Genomic DNA, 19,632 nt, shown 5'->3' with positions numbered 1-19,632 from the left:
AACGAACAAAAGCATCAGAAGCGCGACAGGTTGTGTTCGTCAAGTATCATACACTCCAACTCAAAAAGCTTGTTTCATGCAATTATGAAACAGAGGTTTCATATTTGTTTTGGAAGCAAAATACCAAATTTCTCCACTTCGTAAAGGACAGAAGAAAACTGATCCTTGTTGTAGGGATAATTTCCGATGACAGCAGAACAATTTCCCTCAAAAGTTCGGTGTCATAGGGAGTTAACAGTAGAAAACTATTTTTTAGCCGGGAGCACGGCAAACACATGACATTTCCGGACCAGGGATGAACCGGCACTGGCCAATACCGGTACAGCAGGCTGAGCATTAACACCGTCCGTCAATACTTGATTAGAGGAGCAGCGAAAACACATCAGCAATTAAGGGAACGTCCCTCTCATTCGCCTTTTTCGCCTTCATCTCTTCATCGGAGAGAATTATACCGCTTTGCCAGCCACTGAATCGATCTCTCTCACCAATATTCGATGGGCCGTTATGGCTGCCGCGGTTTAAACCAGAGAGCAGGATATACACGTGAGAATTGCAGCGACTGTACTGGCCGAGATGCCGGGTAGCAGATCAACTACAAACAGTTTCAGCTCAAATTCCAGAAAAAAAACGCGATGGAGACAATATCAGCATAGACAGATCTTTTACCAACCTGTGCCGCAATTATCACCACAATGAGTATTGAACCATTCCCCATAACCGGTCACATCGCGGGTTACGCGTAAAACTGCACGATGTGCTACAGGCAACCATCCGCTCATAAGATGCTGCCCTATTGAGTACCTACAGGACAAACCAATTCACATAGCCGACAATATTTCACGAGTTCCCTTCTTCCAGTGTCGTCCTCACTGGTAACGATTTCAGCTTCAGACTCATTCCTCACCATTTCGTTATTGCAGCGTACCCGGTTATACATACCGCTTTGACCTGGCAGGGTTTTAATACCAAACTCATCCGGAGAATACACCTGTTTGGCAAATGCTTTTTGCGGACACGCTTTACGGCAAAGTTCTTCACACTTTTCGCACGGGACAAAGTTCATCGTACCTGTTGAGGGCAAGTCTACAGACAACAACATTGCCCGCAGTCGCACTCTGGGACCAAATTCAGGTGTTAGCAGAAGGTTGTTTTTGCCAATGCAGCCGAGCCCGCCAAGTACTGCGGTATCTTTCATGAAAACTCCACCCCGTTCGACATTGTATGGGACTTTGAAGCATCGAATCCCCTGCTCGATTTCCAGCCAGTCTGCCAACTTTGCCATGATCCTCATCAGAATCACGTTTCCTTCGGTATTTCCCACTGAACCGTTTTGGGAACTCCACCAATCCAGCTGAGGTTCATACTCGGGGTGCCGGACAGCTATTACAATTGCGGACTTTGCTTCAACCAGCCAGCAGGGCAAATCTCGCCGTATTTCCCTTTCTTTATCTTTGTTCCTGTTAGCGAAAAATCCCAGCTTAGGGGCCAGCAGATAGGCAGGGGAATGGATCAAATCTTCGAGACTTACAATCCCCGCTAAATCAGCACCAAAAACCTTGGCCCTTTCCGTTATGCCCACTGCTCTTTGGGTACCACTTCGCACAAATCACATCCTCTCTTTTCATTAAAAATGAAAATGTGAAAAAAAAACTCTCAACCAGTTCTCACCCCAACGGACAAGGCTCGCATCAGGCTGACCGATCAAATCAAAACCTTTACATTCCAATCCTCGTACCCAACATGATCCTCGGTATATCAGTTGCAAACAATGTGCCACGTGGTGGCCAGCCGGGCTGAAAGAGAAGATTGGCCGTGTTTCTATTTTATTCGGATGGTTCATTCAAGAGGGAGGTGCTTCACTTCATCGAAGCGACCAGATGGTGGGGTGTGCCATGACACGATTCTGTTACCGGACACTATGTGTCAAAATCCAGGGTCTTCTTCAGGTAATATTATTCTGCCTATGAATTTCACGTGCTCCAGACTGAGCATTTTTCCAAACACTGCCGGTTACCAGTCAGGAAGTCGGGTAAGAGTTGAAAAGCTCAATCCAGATCTGATTCCCCCTGAAGCCGAGCAAAAACTGGTAGGATATCAAGCGGAAGATGGCAGCTGTTTGGGCGAGGTATATTGAGATATTGAGCTATTTTACTTAATGACTCACTGTTTTAGAAAAAACATTGATGATAACTACCCCGAGAACAATTACAGCCATACCGATAACCGCAGGCATATCGAGTGATTGCTTATAAACAACCATACTCACCAGGGATACCAACACCACACCAAGACCACACCACAGCGCATAAGCTACTCCGACAGGCATGGTTCTCAAAACCAAACTCAACAGATAGAACGCCAATCCATAACCGACAACGACTATTATACTGGGGATTACTCTGGTAAATTCTTCTGATGCTTTTAAGGCACTTGTGGCAATAACCTCGAAGGTTATCGCCAATGCAAGGTAGACATATGTCATTGTGTTTGTGTAAATTTCATTTATTAGACGTTGATCTTTCCTGATCTGGCAGTCACCTCTTCCGGATATGAATATGCCAGACCTGTTCCAATTCGGAGCAGCATCCTGCCAGATCTGCATCCAATCTTCAAGTGTTTTGGGAGGTGGTTATCTGCAGCATAACCTGGCTGGATGTGGGCGCCGCAACAACACCAATCCGGAAGGGTGCCAAGATCTTCCTGAAGTTATTCAGGATATATGTATTCGGGTAGAATGCTATGCGCCATAATGTACAACTGCTACTGCACCAATAGAAATTTTGCTCAATGCACACTTTCGGCCATGGCCGTTGATGGGCTTTATATCAAAACTCTAAATCTACACTCATCGTCTCCTGCCAGGACCGTTTTTCTCATTTCAACTTCAATCGTTCGGCCGAGACTGATGGAAAATTTGCGCTTCAGATTGCCCAATGTGCAGTAGCACATTGTTTGTGAAGCCTCCTTGATGTCTTTATTTACCAGAGGACAGTAACATTGATCAAACACCACGTAGTATTGCCCATCCTCTTTTGTTAAACGCCATTGATCACTTAATTGGTTCAGAAATTCCTGCTCATCAGCTGCCTTTTTTCGCAGGTCCATGAGTTGCTCATCAGGCATGTGACTGAAGGGGCATTTCTCCCCGCACCTTTCCAGAACCTTTTGTTTTGTTTTTTCATCAACCAGGTCATCCAGGCTGGTGAGTAATTCTTTAATCCAGGTATGCATACATTCCATTGTATTTATCTTGATTGCGGGTTCGTGCAGTGAACGTCAACACCAATCCTGAGTTCCGCCATCCAGGCGCAACAAAGCTCAATTTTGTAAACAGGTCTGGTTTCATCGTTCTGAAATTGAAATCACAGAACAGCTACATAACAGACATCGAGCGCTCTACCCCAAATATTTATCATGTTGAGACAGTCTGCCGACCGGGAGACTTGAGGGTTATAACACTCACTGGAGTCTGACGGTTGATTTTCATGAAATATGAGGGCTAAGTGGACTGCTTCATACTGGCTGTAATAACACCAGCCCCAATCAGGGCACTGCCGCCGCAACGATTAAACCATCTCTGCACTGACTCTCTTCTGATCTTTTCTTTGAGCTGACTGGCAAATATTGCATAAATCGCCGCATTTATTGTTGCCAGTATGAGAAAGGTGCTTCCCAAAACAAACGATTGCGCCACGATGGGCTTATCAGGACTGATAAACTGAGGGAGGAACGCAACAAAAAAGGCAATACTTTTAGGATTCAAGGCTGTGACGATAAACGAACTTCTAAAAAGCGAATGTGATGTCTCCAGGTTCTCGCCATAAGTTTTTTCATCATCATATTCCGCTGGTTTTGACTTCAACATCTTGAAACCGAGATAAAAGAGATAGAGAGCGCCAACCCATTTAAAGAAGGTGAAAACTGCAGCTGAAGTGGTCATAATAGCCCCTAAGCCCAACAGAGACATGGTCATTGCCGTGAAGTCGCCCAACAACACTCCTATCACCAAGGGCACCACCGATCTCCTGCCACAGGATACAGATTGAGTAATCACCAGGATTATGGTTGGTCCCGGAATTACCAGGATCAAGGTACTGGCCAGGGCGAATGTTATCCACAGTTCCATTACATCTCCTCCGTTAAATCAGTTTGGTCCTTGCTTGGCTCGTTCAGTTATTATTAAAAAGGAGACTGCCAATCTACCCTTGAGTTGACTTGATCATTTCACAGATGGCCTAATGGGCCGGTTATCGGCATTCTTTCAGCGTATTGATTTTGTCGTTGAGCTTTGCTTCCAGTGTCTCAAACGTTCTATCGCAGGTTTTAAATGGATCAGCCAACATGAATGGCCGATTGATATATAGAGTAACCAAAGTGTCCCGGGGTCTTGGCTCTCTGAGATACGCCCTGATTTTAGTTACTCCCAGCCTTGGCCATACCTTCTGTTTCCATTCCACAACACCGGCTTGCTCCTCTAAAATTACGAGATTCCACTGTGGAACTTCCTTCACACAGTCTAAAATAATATCCAGACTTTCAGCTAGTTGAAATGGAATTTTATATTGATAATTTTTTATCATACTTACCCGGCAATAAAAACGGCGGAAAAAGGCAGTTTACGAGGCGGAAGACGAAGGGTGAGGTATCCTGTCCCCCATTCACTTTCAACGTATTCCTTCCCTCGTGACAAAAAGCCTATACAAAAAAAGAGCCACCCCAAATCAGGATGGCTCTTTTTGCGAAAATATACTTACGCGCGGATCAGGGCTGAAGTCTTTCGAGCTTCCAGCCTGACTCAGACTCACTGGAATGGGTATAAAGAAATCGATCATGGAGGCGGCTCTTGCGACCCTGCCAGAACTCAATTTCTTCAGGCTTTACCCTATAACCTCCCCAGAATGATGGCAAGGGCACCTTGCCTTCGCCTATCTTATGTTTCATCTCCTGGAACTTCTGCAAAAGGATCTGTCTGGAAGAGAGCTTATGACTCTGGCTGGAAACCCAGGCAGCGATCTGGCTCTCTTTGGGCCTGGTCATAAAATACTTTGCCGATTCTGCGGTAGAGATACGCTCTGCTATACCGTTGATCTGCACCTGACGCTCAAGCTCGAGCCAGACAAAAAGAAGACTCACTTTCTGATTCTGCGCAATCTCGCGGGCTTTACGGCTCTCAAAATTAGTGAAGAACACATAACCCTGGTCATCGTAATACTTCAGCAATACCGTACGCTGACTTGGCTGGCCGTTTGGTCCTACAGTGGCCAGAATCATTGCCGTTGGATCTGCAACACTGGTCTTACGCGCCTGCTCAAACCAGAGGCTGAACTGCTTCTGGGGATCGCGTTCCAGATCAGAGCGGCTCAAACCACCTTTCAAATACTCCCTGCGAAACTGACTTAAATCCACGTAATATTCCTCAAATACTGGGAAAAGCTACCGGCTTGTGGTGCCGGTTTATGCTACTCATCCGCTATTTTTATGCCTTCAAGCTTCCAATCCTCGGTATTGATTGGCCGGGCCCAAGTCCACTCTTCAGCAAATTTGACAGGTTGGCTATTGCTGCCTTCAACCACATCGCCTGTCTTCTCATCAACTTTATAATCAAGCAGGTTTGCTGTGAACAGAACGGTAATAAAATCTTCGGTACCGGTACAACCTGCGTCAACAATCTCAATCTTGCGAATAGCAATGGATTCGAGCTTGTTAATAATTCCGTTACCCTTCATTTCCTCAAAATGCTGCTCATACTCGCCCGCCAGTTGCTCTCCAAGCAGATGACGGTACGAGGCAACATCCCGACGCATCCAGCCAGCCTGAACCTGAAAGAACACATCAGAGGCAACTTCTTTAAAATGCGCAGCATCAAAATTGCGATCGCTCTGACGAATCTCATCAAGTCCCGCTTCCACCGCCATCGGTGATCCTGGCGGTGGCGGTGGTATGTCCGTCATCCCCCCAGCGCCTCCGGTCTGACCAAAGGCTCCGCCCTGCTGACCGCTGCCGGGGAAGCCTCCCAAACCGCCTCCGCCCTGTTGCTGATATCCAGCGCCTCCAGCCTGCTGCGAACTCTTGAACCTGCGGTAGAGAAAATATCCGCCACCCGCCAGAAGCAGCATCGGCAGGATACCCATACCACTGCCACCCATACCGAACATAGATCCAAACAACATACCGCCAAGCGCACCACCAAGCAGACCACCGGCAAGACCTTTGCCAAATGAACCGCTCTGCTGACCTTGGGTATTCTGTGCAGGTGTTCTCTGCTGAACCGGGGCTGATTTCGGCGCAGAACGGAACGATTTACCACCAATTTTCGACCTGGCCTCAGCCGTGTCGACCATCAGTCCTCCTCCCAGGATGAAACATCCAAAAAGCACCAGGAGAACCGGAACAAATCTCTTGTGAAAATTAACCATATTTTTAATTTGTTTTTTTCAGTTTATGTTTAAATTCGTTTCAGCGGGCTTCGCCAGATCCAGTAAAACCCGCGGCACATCCTGCAGGGGAACTTATCAGGAGGTGGACGACTTGTCATGCAAAATCGAAGTTTACAAGGGTTGCAGACTGCCTGCGAAAGTGCTTTTCGGGTCTTGGTATAACCAAACACATAAGCTGCTGGAACCAGTTGTAGTATAAGCACAAATTACCGGGGAGCAAGAGCGTCGGGAATATGATGAGATGGCACATTACTTTTGCAGAACAACGCAATACCAGTTCCAGGCAGCCCAGCATAACGACACCGATAACAGCTTTACCTTGAACTGGTAACAGGGAAAGCAGAGACTGAAACAACTCCCTTTGCCTGGCTGGCTGTCCACTAAATCCCTCCCCACACACAGCCAATAACACTACCTTTTACGATGGAAAGACCGAACCCCTTGCCCTCTCCATGGCGCCTCGTTGTGATGTAGGGTGCATAAATATAGAGCAATACCTCCGCCGGAATGCCTACCTCGTATCTGCAATACTCAGTTGCATATATGTCTGCTACGAACCAATTACTTTCAGGGCTGGTCCACTGCCTGCTGTCTTTCTTTCATATTTTACATGCAAAACCCCATTACTATTCTCAATCGCCTGTACCGCATTTTTACAGAGTTGCACCAATAGCAGATCGAGGAGGGTCGGCTCGATATTGACCTTATCCAGCCTCTCCGGTGCCGAGATTACCATGTCGATATTGGGTGGGAAATTCTTTTGAATTGTTTCGAGGGACGCACTGATAAGAGGATCCATACACATACAGCGGGCTGCTATTCCTCTGCTACTGATTAAGCCGATATTGTTAATGAAATAGCAGGCGGACCTGGATACTTTCTGCAGTTGCAGGAGATTGCTTTTGTTATTTTGAGGCAGATTTTCCGAGGTGAGGCTCAGATCCGTATAGTCGATAATTGCCGAAATTATATTATTCAGGTCATGGGCCATTCTGGCAGCAAAGACTTCTATCAGCTTTTACCACTCCTGCTCCTGTTCCTGCTCTCCCCCGTCTCAACATTGACATTCCCGCCCACAAAAGCCTAGCAAAAACATACTGCTCATCGATTCCCAATGTCAATTGCTGCATGATTTCACAACATTTGTTTTTTTGTAATAACAGGATTGAGCTATTTTCTTGCCGATATGCAACTGCCGTGATACCTATATCAACCGCTACCAATCCACCACTCCTGTCGGATCACTGTTGCATAACATGAAAAATGGTTACGTTATCAGGCTCACGCTCAACCGCCTCGCATGAGGATAATTTTTATCAGCTGATCATTATCAATGAACATACTCCTTCTGCACCCTCCCCAGGCCAAGCCTTCTGAACCTCCTGCAGGATTACCTCTGCTCGCATCCGCTCTCAGGGCGAGGGGGTGCAACTGCACTCTATGTGACCTTAACATAGAGGGAGTGCACTATCTTCTGGAACAAGCCCATCCCGCCACAGACACATGGAGCAAACGGGCAGCAAAAAACCGCCAACGCAATCTTGAGGCGCTCAACAACCCGGCCACCTACGACAATCTTTCCAAATATGCCAGAGCCGTTACCGACATAAACAAGTTGATCGATAACGCCGGCAAAGCATGCGGGGCAAATGTCAGTCTGGCCAATTACGGTGAAAAGAATCTTTCTCCTTTAAAGAGTGAAGAGCTTATTCAGGCTGCAGCAGATTATCGCAAAAACCTCTACTACCCGTTTTTCTCTAAAAGGCTCGCCTCGCTCATTGAACAACATTCAATAGAGAGTGTCGGAATCTCACTGAACTTTCTCAGCCAGGCACTCTGTAGTTTTGCCATCATCGGTTATCTACGGGAGCACTACCCGGGCATACGGATTATTCTGGGCGGCGGACTCGTCACCACCTGGCTGCAAAGCCCACACAATCAAAATGGGCAGAACCTTTTTAGTGGTTTAGTAGATAATATGGTAGCGGGACCGGGTGAAAATCTGCTACCGGAATTGCTCGGCCTCAACTCGCAACACGCAAGATTTTGCCCTGATTACAGTGATTTTTTAGATTACCGTTATCTATCTCCGGGATTTGTACTGCCCTATGCAACTTCTACCGGCTGTTTCTGGAGGAAATGTCTGTTCTGTCCTGAAACCAGCGAGCAAAATCCGTATCACCCCGTTACCTGTGCAACCGTGCTGCAGGAAGTACAACAACTCTCTGAGCAAACCTCACCGAGCCTGATTCATTTTCTGGACAACGCAGTCAGCCCTGCGGTCCTGAAGGGTCTGGCAGATACACCGCCGACAGACCGTAACGGGACGCCTGTTCCGTGGTACGGTTTCGTACGCTTCACAAAACAACTTGCAGACGTTGACTTTTGCAGGAGATTAAGGGCCTCCGGCTGCTTAATGTTGAAACTTGGTCTTGAATCGGGCAGTCAGGATGTACTTAATGAAATGGAAAAGGGGATTGATCTGCAACTGGTGCGCAAAGTGCTTCCCGCCCTGCACCAGGCTGGAATCATGACCTATGTATACCTATTGTTCGGCACTCCTGGTGAGTCGCTGGCCGAAGCGCGGCAGACCATGGCATTTACCAGCGAGTTCCATAAAGAGATTACCTTTCTCAATCTGGCAATATTTAACCTTCCCCTTGGCAGTCCCCAGCTTAAAGATCTGGACATTCAGAAATTTTATGAGGGCGATCTTTCAATCTACAGCGATTTCAAACACCCGAGAGGTTGGGCCCGTAAAGAGATACGCAGGTTCCTCGACAATGAATTCAGGCGGGACCCAAAGCTGCTACGGATATTACAGAATGATCCGACCCTTTTCACATCAAACCACGCCGCACTGTTTCATAACCAATTGATGGGATACAAGGCATAAAAAAACCCGGTGACGATGGTTCGTACCGGGTTTGATAACTTTGGTACCGTTCTAGCCTATAGAGACCAGTTCCAGAGCAAAGGTAAGATCTTTTCCTGCCAGCGGTGGATTGGCATCGAGGATGATGACCTCTTCAGAAACTTCAACCACTGTAACTCTAAGCACTTCACCATTTGCACCACCAACCTCGAGAAGCATACCAACTTCAGGCTTCAGATCGGGTGGTACCTGCTCCTGGGGAACAGTCATCACCAGGTCAGAGTTTGCTTCACCGTAAGCCTCTGCGCATGGAATAAATACACTCTTCTTCTCACCGATAGCCATTCCGGTCACAGCGTTATCAAAACCAGCAATAACCTGGCCGCTGCCTACTGTGAATTCAAGTGGATCGTGTCCCTCTGAGCTATCAAAAACTGAACCATCTTCAAGAGTACCTGTGTAATGTACTTTTACTGTGTCACCATTTTTTACCTGCTGCATCACTGCTCCTTGTTTTAATAATGTATAAATATCGCACTGAGTAAACGGTTTTACATTCACGATTGAAGCCAGATATTAATCATTAATTTCCTGATTGCTCCATCTGACTCGAAAAATATCTCCGCCCTTTACCTGATGCACCGATTATCACCTTTCACCCGTATTTCTCACAGGCATTGCGAATATCCCCCAATCCCCGAGAATGAGCTGCACAGGTCATGTAACCGATGAACTGGCACTATAGCACAGCACAAAATCCATTCAAGTTCTGTGTGAATCCTGACTATTCCGACAGATTTTCATTATTTTCCGCCTTTGTCCAGGGTTGGTGAGATAAATGGTTGCCCAAAGCTATTTTTGCGCTAGGTTTACATTAGCCAACAATTCCATCGATTTGAACAAGATGCCGGGGCTAACCTGCAGGCTCTGCAACAAAGGACAAACTTCAGGGTGAACACCATACGACCTGCCAAGCTTTTCGATTATCCTGTGATAGAGGCAATTGTGCAAGACGCTATACAGCACATGAGAGCCCATAACATCGATCAGTGGGACGAGATTTACCCGGACAGGGAGATCCTGGAAACCGACATCCGGCAACAGGAGATGTACGTCACAAGCCGCCATGGCACGATTTGCGGCTTTATCACGATCAACAGGCAAGAGGCACCGGAGTACAGTGAAGTGGCCTGGCGCAATAGCGGCCGGGTACTTGTCATCCATCGCCTCACCGTCTCCCCCAACTGCCAGTCCAGAGGCTTTGCCACAAAGCTGATGCATCACGCCGAGGCCATGGCTGCTAAAAACGGCTATGACACAATCCGCCTCGACGCGTTTGCCAACAACCCAAGGGCACTGATTCTCTATGAAAGGCTTGGCTATCATAGAGCCGGTATGGTGAAATTTCGAAAAGGCAGATTTTACTGCTACGAAAAAAAGGTCACTGCCCACCGGGCCTAGTGTACACTGAACATACATGCCCTTTTTCTCTGCTAACATGTTGTAGAGAATCGATAAACAACCTGAGTCGGATCATTATCTGACAGCCGTTTACCGGAGCCACGCACATCAGTAATCCTGAAGCCCTTCATCAGCTGAACTCATCTGTTTTGCTTTGTTATTTTTCTTCTTTTTCTTTTGTAACCACTGTAGTAATCATGTTTGAAATGAAGTTTCTTATAGCAAAAGAGTTTTGACGATTCAATTAAGTGCACGCTACTCTCAAAGAGCTCAGCTTTTTCACCTGTTTTATAAAGTGTAAGTGACATCACCATGAACAAGACCAAGATTATTGCCACCCTGGGGCCCCAGAGCCAGTCTGTCGATCAGCTGGTGAACTTTATCAAAGCCGGCATGAATGTCGCCCGCATCAACCTCTCCCATGGCGATCGTGAAAGCCATGAGCGCCTGATCGCCGTGGTCAAGGAGGCTCGTAGAGAGGCGGATGCCGACACAGCTATCCTGCTCGATACGCGCGGCCCTGAGATGAGGGTGCAGGAGCTTGATGGAAATATCGGCCTGATCCCGGGCCAGGAGCTGATCCTCAACGGGACCATGATAAAACCGGAGGACGCAAGCAAAGAGCGTATAGGTGTAAACTATACCGGTTTTGCCAGTGACGTTGAAGTCGGCTGCAAAGTACTGCTCGATGATGGTAAGATGGCACTTGAAGTTATGCACATAGAAGGTGATGACGTCTACACCAGAGTGCTGGTGGGCGGCTCCCTCTCCAGCAGAAAACGTGTGGCTCTGCCGGACATGCAGGTCAACCTGCCTTCATTATCGCAAAAAGACGAAGAGGACATCGCCTTCGGTGTGAAGCAGGGTGTCGATTTTATAGCCGCCTCTTTTGTGCGCCAGGCAGACGATGTCTGGGCGGTACGAAAAATCATCGAAGACAATGGTGGCCGCCAGGCGATTATCGCGAAAATCGAGAACCGCCAGGGCGTGGAAAACATCGACGAAATTATTAACGCTGCCGATGGGTTGATGGTGGCCCGTGGCGATCTCGGAGTTGAGATGCCGGCCGAGGAAGTTCCGGTTATCCAGAAAATGCTTATTCGCGCTGCCAATTTCGCCGGCAAACCGGTTATCACTGCCACTCAGATGCTGGAGTCGATGATCACCAATCCCACCCCCACCAGGGCCGAAGCAAGCGATGTGACCAACGCCATCTTTGACGGCACTGATGCGGTAATGCTCTCCGCCGAAACCGCTGTGGGCAAGAACCCCATCGATGCTTTAAATTTTCTTACCCGCTGTGCGCAGATAGCTGAATCTTCGCTGAACTACGAGGAGATTCTTGCCGCAGGGCTGAGACACCGTCGACCGGTAGTGACCGACGCCATTTCTTACGCCAGTTGCGCCACCGCCGCCGATCTTGAAGCCGCAGCTATAATCGCTACCACCACTTCAGGTTCCACCGCCAGGATGGTGGCAAGATATCGCCCCAAAGCTCCTATTATTGCAGCAAGCCCCAGCAAAGACGCAATTCGCCAGCTTCAGCTGATTCGCGGCGTAGTGCCTTTACTCTGCGCTCCCGCATCGAATATGGACGAACAGCTGGATATGTCCATTCACGCTTCCACCCAGGCGCAGCTGATTAAAAACGGAGACCTGGTAGTCATTACCGCAGGCCTCCCCATTCAAACCATAGGCACGACCAATATGCTGAAAGTACATACTGTCGCTGATGTCTGCTTTACTGGTCAGGGTATCGGTTCTGCAATCACCGATGGTACGGTGCGCATCATCGAATCGGAAGAAGACTGGAACAACCTGCCAAAGGAATCCATTGTCGTTTTAGAGGGGACCGATCATTCGATGCTGGATAAACTTACCTCTGTTCGCGGCATAATTGCCGAGCAAGCCGGTCTTACCTCTCATGCTGCCATTATTGGGCGTGAACTGGGGATACCGGTTATCTGCAACGTGACCAATGCCACCAAGCTGTTTGAAAATGACCAGACCGTGACGATCGATGGTTCAACCGGTCAGATATGCTACGGCAGTCTACGCGGTAAATAGTCCCATCCCATCCAATGAAACGACAGGCACGAAGTACATGGCTTCGAGCCTGTCGCGCTTTCTCCTGGCCCCAATTCCTCAGGATTGCTTTGCCCTATTAAAATAAACTAGAATCATCCCAATGCATTGATGTGTCTCGGTTTCTCTTGTTTCTCAGCAAAATGCTCGCTGAAGCAAACGATAGCTGAGCAGAAGAGAGTTCTGAAGAGACGTTCAACAGAGCCCTGCGTTCAATAGATCGATGAACCGAACTCCTCGAAAACCGTCGCAATCGGAATCGCAAAACCTATGCCTTCGGTATCCTTAATTATCATGGTGTTCACCCCATGGACATAGCCACGCTCATCGATCAGAGGGCCGCCGCTGTTGCCGGGGTTGATCGGAGCGTCGGTCTGCAGAAAGACCTTGCCGCTGGCACCATCTTTCCTGTAACCGGAAAAAACTCCGGAGGTGACGGTATTCCTCAGCCCTACCGGGCTGCCAATGGTGAAAACCTTGTCCCCCTGCTGGATTGGAACGTTCTTGGGTGCCCGTTTAAGATATGGCGTATCTTTGACATAAAGAGACATAATCGCCAGGTCGTGCTTTTCACTTACCATCAGGTAATTGGCAGAATGACTGGCGCCGTCGGCAAGGATGATCTTGATATCAGACGGCAGCAGGCTATCTTCCATTCTGCTGAGCCGTTCTTCCGCTTCCTGCAACCGGGGGAGCACCTTATTCAGCTCCCGTTCACTCTCTTTAATGATAATCGCGAGCTGGCTGCGGGTTGCTCCCTGGGGTAGACGTTTCATCTCGGCCCGATAGTCACCAAGTTTTTTCTTCTCCAGTTCGACCAGATCGCGGGTTGCCTCCACTTTTCTGCGAAACTCGGCAAGCTGATTCTGATCGAGCTCAATAACATGACGGTTGGTAACTATATAGTTGTCGTTGATAAAAAAACCAGAGCCTGTCCCCCAGGGGGTTTCAATGGATACCGTAGCTCTTCTTGCCTGCTCGATAGTGCCACCGCTTGCTCTCAATTGCCTGGTATCCTGTCCCGGAGCCGAGTTTGACTGATTTTCCGAATTTCGACTCGATTCAGCCGCAGCCGGAACCGGCAATTTCTGCTCAGCCTCTGTTATCTTTTGCTCAGGAACCACATTGGCGAGTTGCTCGCCTGACGGGGTCGGGGAATCGGGTCGGACAAGATAGTACGTGGCACCGGCAGTCAGGACGACCAACATCAGCACGGTTATCGCAATGAGCGGCCCCTTACCAGCACCTTTACTTTTTTGCGCCAGTTCTTCCTGTCTGGCCCGCTGCTCTTCGAGTGCTTTGGCTTTTCTGGCCAGAATCTGTTGATAGCGTGCAAAAATAACTCCACACACCTCACATTCGGTACCGCCGTCCTGTTCATGCGTGCACTTGGGACACCGAATATTGCCATTCTCCATTATTTCCCCCGATAATGAACTATATTTAATAAAGATTTAGAGAAGATTTTATGTCAGGATCGTGTAGAATACCTTCTTCTCTTGACCTCGCAACCACTTTTCCCCAAAATGGCCTTCAAAAAAAACATAGCAAATCCAAAGAATTATATCAACATCGCGTCTAACATTACTATTAGTCAGGGATAACATCATGGCAAGATTACAAATTACCCCCTCTCTCTCACTGCCCGAAAACGAGGTGGAGTTTACCGCAATCAGGGCTCAAGGTGCAGGGGGCCAGAATGTCAACAAGGTATCGAGCGCCGTACATCTGCGATTTGACATTTACGGCTCATCATTACCACAACATATCAAAGAACGACTGATAGCCCTGCCCGACAAGCGCATCACTTCAGACGGCGCGTTAATCATCAAAGCTCAGCAATTCAGAAGCCTGGAAAAAAACAGAGAAGATGCCTTAAACCGGTTGGCAGAATTCATCCGCCAGGCAACAGTGGTGCACAAGAAACGCAAACCAACCAAGCCAAGCAAGGCTGCCCATAAACGTCGGCTTGAAAGCAAGACAAAACACAGTCAGGTAAAAAAACTGCGGAAAAAGATAGAATAAACGAGAAGACCTATCAGGCTCTCCCCTCCTCCAGCAATCTCACCCAATTCTCGCGCTGATTGCTGCGGACCATCTCCAGTGCTCTGCCGAAGTCATACGGCACGCGAATCTGCTCAATACACCAGCCGACGGAACGTTTATCAACTATAGAATAGTTTGCATGATGGGAAAAATTCTCCATCCGATAAACTTCAGGGAGGTCATCCCTGTAGGCCGGAAGCCCAACACTGCCTGCATTTACAACGATCTGACCGGTGGAGAGTTCGACGATACGGGGCACGTGGGTATGCCCGCAGAGGATAAGCGGTGCTGTAACATTGCCCAGCATCTTCAAAATTGCGCTATCTTCTTTTACCCTCGGGGTTCCACCGGATATATCTTCTAACAGATAATCCGTATCACTTCGCGGAGAACCGTGACAGAGATACACATCATCTTCCAAATACAGGTCATAGGGTAATGCCTTCAGCCAGGTCAACTGGTCTGTTGACAGCTCGTCAAGCATCAGCTGCAGGGTAGGATTGTTTGCTATTTCAGGATCTTTTACTTCATGGAGCATACGGTCCTGATTACCCTGCACATGCTTTATCGACTGCTCCTGCAAAAGCTCACAGGTTGCCCGGGGAGCGATGGGGCCGTAGACAATGTCTCCGAGGTCGACTATGGCATCGACATCTCTATGTTGAAGATCTTCCAGCACCGACTCCAGCGCAAAAACATTACTATGAATATCCGACAATACTCCAATTCTCACATCCATTCTCCTGAGCCGGCAGCGGGCTTCCCCCCTAAGGAATCCACAGCTATAAAAGCTTGGGCTCAATTTCAAATTTGCCCGCAGGGAATTGTACTGATTGCCTGATCAGGCGATCAGTGGCCTCCCTTGCCGGTGACAATATCAACGATCTCTCTGGTATCCCGTTTGATTCTATAAATATTATCCTGAATTTTGAGTAACTCCGTCCCCGGGGTTTTATAAGGAACATATTCTGGTGAGGTACGAGGAATCACCACCGACCGGGAATAGTACTCATCCCCCATAATCGACCCCCTGGTAAGCTTCTTCTGCCAACCGGGAGGCAAGTCATCACCGCGCTCAACCTTTTTCTGAAGTCCTGGCGGCAGAGCTTTACCATTGTGCTTGCCGTGATCTTTCCCCGCGAATGCCGGGCCTGCTGCCAGCAAACATGCCAGGATTACGATAATTTTTCTCATATACACCTCTATAATGATAACATTACAAAAAAAGCCGGGACGTTGTTCAGCCAACGTCCCGGCCACACTGCTGCATATAGTACATAACTTGAGATTTTTTCACAAATTCTTCAAGGCAGGATAGCCGGATTACTCATTCGAGGAATGAATAATCTTCACCACAGCTGCGCCTCACTTTACAATGCTGATGGGCAGCAGGTGAAATTCCGCCATAATGGCCATGAAAAAGAGTTAGCCGTTACCGGCACTGCCCAGCACATTGGTGTTTTTATCTTTAATGAGTGATATTAACTCATCGCGGGCAGGCCCCAGATATTTTCGTGGATCGAATTCTCCTGGATTTTCAGCAAAAATTTTTCGTATTATTGCTGTCATCGCGAGTCTGCCGTCACTGTCGATATTAATTTTGCAAACTGCTGACTTGGCTGCACGACGCAACTGCTCGGCTGGAATCCCCACCGCGCTATCCATCTTGCCGCCGTAGGTATTTATCATCTTCACATGCTCCGGAGTAACAGATGATGCGCCGTGCAGCACGATCGGATAGCCGGGGAGACGACGTTCGATCTCCTCCAGAATATCGAATCGCAAAGTTGGCGGAGGTTCACCCGGCTTCAACTTGAATTTGTAGGCGCCATGAGAGGTGCCAATGGAGATGGCCAGACTGTCAGCCCCACTCTTCTCGACAAATTCCTCTACCTCGTCCGGCTGGGTATAACTGGAAACTTCATGGGAAACCTCATCCTCAACACCGGCCAGCACACCGAGTTCAGCCTCTACCGTGACATCACGCTCATGGGCATATTTGACGACATCAGCAGTGAGACGAATGTTTTCCTCAAACGAGTGATGTGAAGCATCAATCATTACCGAAGAGAACCCGCTATCAATACACTCCTTTGCCAGCTCAAGGCTGCTGCCATGATCCAGATGCAGGGCTACAGGGATAGTGCTGCCCATTTCCCTGGCCATTTCGACTGCTCCTTTCACCATGCAGGGTAGAAAAACCGGGTTGGCATATTTTCTTGCACTTCCCGATACCTGAAGTATTACCGGCGAGTTGGACTCGGCACAGGCCGTGATAATGGCCTGTAGCTGTTCCATATTGTTAAAGTTATAGGCAGGAACTGCATATTGCCCTTTCATTGCATCCTGAAACATTTTCCTGGTGTTCACCAGACCAAGTTCTGTATAAGCGATCAACTTAGGCATAGTATCTTCCCTCTAAAGGTGGAGGATTAGCTCAGAGCCCTCATGAGCATTTTACTGAAAATTCAGAATACCTTTTAATTGCAGGCTAGTACCGATTAGAAGTCCAATGTAATACACAGCAGGATGTTTGGTTTGAGCCACTCCCTCCCCTTACGCAGCTCCAGGCTATCATTTTTCCATTTTATTGCAAAAATCTGCAATAGTGACAACTACCATTGTTCTATCATGCAGTGATTACATGGTATCAGAGAAAATAATACCGCAAATCATCTCTTCAAGTCGGGCAACCATGTACTGCCTCACTTTATCTGTAAGTTTTTTCAAGATAAACACAATTACCAACTGCCAATCAAGTTCCTGAGCTGACGCAACCACATGCCGGGTACCGGTCTTAACCGGGTAACATGCAGTAACCTTTAGTTTCTTCCCATAACCTTAATGGTCTTTTCGATCTTATGTAAATCACTCATAGACTCAATACCTGCACCAACAGTAGTAACCGCTAACACAGAAAAGGCTGTTGCTAACCGTGCACAATCAGCAAAGGATTTCTGGTCAATCTTTCCCGCAATCATGCCGCTGACCATTGCATCACCGGCCCCGGCAGTTGATTCAACAGTCACTTTCTCTCCAATGGTGTGAATGACGTCCTCGCCTTCAAAAAATAGAGCACCCTCCTCTCCCATGGAAACGATCACCGTCTCAATTCCCTCGGTCAACAATTTCTGCCCGGCACTAATTACCTGCTCTTTCGACTTTAAAGTGGTACCGCAATATTCTTCCAACTCCGCCAGATTTGGCTTAATAAGATTCGGGATTTCTTTCAGGCCTTGACGATAACTTTCACCACTTGCGTCCAGGGCGACTTTCACACCGACATTCTTCAAATCCTTTATCAGGTTTGCGTAACAATCAAGCGGAATACCTTCGGGGACACTTCCGGCTAACACTGCCCATGCATAATCAGCACCAACCTCCCGAATCAAATCGTACAGATCGGTCATATCTCCGCTCCCCGGACCGATTCCCGGGAAATTAATATTGGTGGTAGTTCTGTTTTTCAGATCAGCTATCTTGATTCCTGTTCGGGTGTGCCCCTTAAGACGAAAGAACTTATCCTGTATACCCTTGCCGGAAAAATACTGACTGAAAATAAGGGAATTACCTGTGCCAAGGAAACCCGTTGCGGTCACATGCATGCCGTAATCGGCAAGAAATCCGGCAACATTAACTCCTTTACCTCCGGCATCCTCCCTTTGATCACGTACCCGATTCACTTTACTTATTGCAAAATCATCAATGTAGATAGTCTGATCAATTGCGGGATTGAGCGTAACCGTGAGAACTGATCGTGTTTTCATTACCCCACCCTCAAATAGAAAAAAAGACGGTGCCCTTCGGCACCATTTCGATACCCTGAAAGCCTGTCGCAGTATTTAACTTTTTTTCACAACTGTCCTCTCGATAATGCCGGGTTGAGCAGTTTAGAAAGCATAACGGGAAATTGATAAAGGGCTTAACCCGGCAGACTTCCAGCGCCCGTTGAGCCAAGTCACCAACTTTTGTGGTCAAAAGTTTCCTGCAATTTGCACAGAAAATACTCAAAGGCTACAAAAATATGCTAACTCCTTAATGTACCATGTCAACGGAATCGCGAGCCTTTGAGCCACCTGTAAGCAAAAGAGGCCGACGGAATGGCTGAATACCAAGCCGAACCTTCTGCTTAAACTTGTCTCTGATAATGATAAAAACTGGAATTTCGGAAGATAGAAAATCTAAAATGAGTGATCTGGCAGGGAGAAGACGGTCGGCAGCTAATCAAGAACAATGTCAGTCAGGCTATAAATTTTTCCATCACGAAACGTGAACTCCGACTTGCCTGAAAGATTTAGTGTTTCACCGGCTTTCAGGCCTTCCGGGAGGTCTATTGCCAGAACCCCGGCATATACAACCTCTATGGTGGCACTATTGTTCTTTTCAGCATAGTGCATAATTGTCTGTTTTCTTGAAGAAAACAATGTCTTGCCCTGCAAAGCGAGGGCATGGAACTCGTCAATCCCCTTGGTCTGAACGGTCACCTGACCATTTGAGATATTCTGGAATTCAACAGCCGGATGCAGCAAAGAAAGCATGGTATCTATATCAAAGGCATTGTACGCATAGACATACCGCTCCACCATGGCCTGTTTTTCGCCGGCCTTTATCCTTCGCCCACCATAATTTCTGGTATCCGGGCCACCACGTCGATGTCGTTGTGCGACAGAAGACATAATACCACTCCGAGTTGAATTTCAGTACAAAGTGGGTTACCACCTGACAATC

The 19,632-nt window shown here is 47.8% G+C and carries 19 protein-coding genes; 4 read left to right on the top strand and 15 right to left on the bottom strand.

What is annotated here, in order from left to right; all coding sequences use genetic code 11:
* Positions 1–360 precede the first annotated feature (360 nt).
* The 8 genes from FCL45_RS10320 to FCL45_RS10285 form a co-directional block, all read right to left on the bottom strand.
* Positions 361–543 (bottom strand): hypothetical protein, encoded by a 183-nt coding sequence (locus FCL45_RS10320; protein WP_176360028.1) that lies wholly within the window; start codon positions 541–543, stop codon positions 361–363.
* A 247-nt stretch (positions 544–790) separates the two neighbouring features.
* Positions 791–1,603, bottom strand: a complete 813-nt coding sequence (locus FCL45_RS10315) for an epoxyqueuosine reductase (RefSeq protein WP_136796348.1) — start codon at positions 1,601–1,603, stop codon at positions 791–793.
* A gap of 549 nt (positions 1,604–2,152) precedes the next feature.
* Positions 2,153–2,482, bottom strand: a complete 330-nt coding sequence (locus FCL45_RS10310) for a DMT family transporter (protein WP_136796347.1) — start codon at positions 2,480–2,482, stop codon at positions 2,153–2,155.
* Positions 2,483–2,820: 338 nt separating this feature from the next.
* Positions 2,821–3,240, bottom strand: a complete 420-nt coding sequence (locus FCL45_RS10305; RefSeq protein ID WP_136796346.1) for a DUF6144 family protein — start codon at positions 3,238–3,240, stop codon at positions 2,821–2,823.
* 259 nt (positions 3,241–3,499) lie between these two features.
* Positions 3,500–4,126 carry a LysE family translocator gene (locus FCL45_RS10300; RefSeq protein WP_136796345.1) on the bottom strand — a complete coding sequence of 209 codons (627 nt, stop codon included), beginning with the start codon at positions 4,124–4,126 and terminating at the stop codon, positions 3,500–3,502.
* Between the two features lie 635 nt (positions 4,127–4,761).
* Complete coding sequence (gene pdxH, locus FCL45_RS10295) at positions 4,762–5,406, bottom strand: pyridoxamine 5'-phosphate oxidase (RefSeq protein WP_136796344.1); 645 nt, start codon at positions 5,404–5,406, stop codon at positions 4,762–4,764.
* Between the two features lie 53 nt (positions 5,407–5,459).
* A complete protein-coding gene (locus FCL45_RS10290) occupies positions 5,460–6,341 on the bottom strand; it encodes a Tim44 domain-containing protein (protein WP_228721472.1) in 882 nt (293 codons plus the stop codon).
* A 646-nt stretch (positions 6,342–6,987) separates the two neighbouring features.
* Entirely contained in the window at positions 6,988–7,428 is a 441-nt protein-coding gene (locus tag FCL45_RS10285) for a sensor histidine kinase (RefSeq protein ID WP_136796342.1), read from the bottom strand.
* A 342-nt stretch (positions 7,429–7,770) separates the two neighbouring features.
* Here FCL45_RS10285 and FCL45_RS10280 point away from each other — a divergent pair, with 342 nt between their 5' ends.
* Positions 7,771–9,333, top strand: a complete 1,563-nt coding sequence (locus tag FCL45_RS10280) for a B12-binding domain-containing radical SAM protein (RefSeq protein WP_217907713.1) — start codon at positions 7,771–7,773, stop codon at positions 9,331–9,333.
* Between the two features lie 51 nt (positions 9,334–9,384).
* Here the strand turns inward: FCL45_RS10280 and FCL45_RS10275 are convergent, their stop codons facing one another.
* A complete protein-coding gene (locus FCL45_RS10275; RefSeq protein ID WP_136796341.1) occupies positions 9,385–9,813 on the bottom strand; it encodes an FKBP-type peptidyl-prolyl cis-trans isomerase in 429 nt (142 codons plus the stop codon).
* Positions 9,814–10,263: 450 nt separating this feature from the next.
* Between FCL45_RS10275 and FCL45_RS10270 the strand changes: the two genes are divergently transcribed.
* Positions 10,264–10,773 (top strand): GNAT family N-acetyltransferase, encoded by a 510-nt coding sequence (locus tag FCL45_RS10270; protein WP_136796340.1) that lies wholly within the window; start codon positions 10,264–10,266, stop codon positions 10,771–10,773.
* A gap of 312 nt (positions 10,774–11,085) precedes the next feature.
* The gene (pyk, locus tag FCL45_RS10265) at positions 11,086–12,840 is read left to right on the top strand and encodes a pyruvate kinase (RefSeq protein WP_136796339.1); all 1,755 of its coding nucleotides are present in this window, start codon (positions 11,086–11,088) and stop codon (positions 12,838–12,840) included.
* Between the two features lie 230 nt (positions 12,841–13,070).
* On the opposite strand, the gene FCL45_RS10260 is transcribed toward pyk, so the two are convergent.
* Positions 13,071–14,276: a S1C family serine protease gene (locus FCL45_RS10260; protein ID WP_136796338.1), complete on the bottom strand. Its 1,206-nt coding sequence runs from the start codon at positions 14,274–14,276 to the stop codon at positions 13,071–13,073.
* A gap of 190 nt (positions 14,277–14,466) precedes the next feature.
* On the opposite strand from FCL45_RS10260, the gene arfB reads away from it, so the two are divergent.
* Positions 14,467–14,883: an alternative ribosome rescue aminoacyl-tRNA hydrolase ArfB gene (arfB, locus tag FCL45_RS10255; protein ID WP_136796337.1), complete on the top strand. Its 417-nt coding sequence runs from the start codon at positions 14,467–14,469 to the stop codon at positions 14,881–14,883.
* Between the two features lie 13 nt (positions 14,884–14,896).
* Here the strand turns inward: arfB and FCL45_RS10250 are convergent, their stop codons facing one another.
* The 5 genes from FCL45_RS10250 to FCL45_RS10230 all read right to left on the bottom strand — a co-directional run bounded on the left by FCL45_RS10250 (position 14,897) and on the right by FCL45_RS10230 (position 19,580).
* The gene (locus FCL45_RS10250) at positions 14,897–15,637 is read right to left on the bottom strand and encodes a metallophosphoesterase family protein (protein ID WP_167495695.1); all 741 of its coding nucleotides are present in this window, start codon (positions 15,635–15,637) and stop codon (positions 14,897–14,899) included.
* 116 nt (positions 15,638–15,753) lie between these two features.
* Positions 15,754–16,098: a hypothetical protein gene (locus tag FCL45_RS10245; protein ID WP_136796335.1), complete on the bottom strand. Its 345-nt coding sequence runs from the start codon at positions 16,096–16,098 to the stop codon at positions 15,754–15,756.
* A 231-nt stretch (positions 16,099–16,329) separates the two neighbouring features.
* Positions 16,330–17,310, bottom strand: coding sequence for a class II fructose-bisphosphate aldolase (locus FCL45_RS10240; RefSeq protein ID WP_136796334.1), 981 nt, complete (start codon positions 17,308–17,310; stop codon positions 16,330–16,332).
* Between the two features lie 416 nt (positions 17,311–17,726).
* Positions 17,727–18,671: a 1-phosphofructokinase gene (gene pfkB / locus FCL45_RS10235; RefSeq protein WP_136796333.1), complete on the bottom strand. Its 945-nt coding sequence runs from the start codon at positions 18,669–18,671 to the stop codon at positions 17,727–17,729.
* A 453-nt stretch (positions 18,672–19,124) separates the two neighbouring features.
* Entirely contained in the window at positions 19,125–19,580 is a 456-nt protein-coding gene (locus FCL45_RS10230) for a nuclear transport factor 2 family protein (RefSeq protein ID WP_136796332.1), read from the bottom strand.
* Positions 19,581–19,632: the final 52 nt, after the last annotated feature.

It is taken from the genome of Desulfosediminicola ganghwensis (assembly GCF_005116675.2).
Classification (GTDB): Bacteria; Desulfobacterota; Desulfobulbia; order Desulfobulbales; family Desulfocapsaceae; genus Desulfopila; species Desulfopila ganghwensis.
Note: the sequence above shows the minus strand (reverse complement) of the source record. Positions and strands in the feature narration are given on the sequence as shown.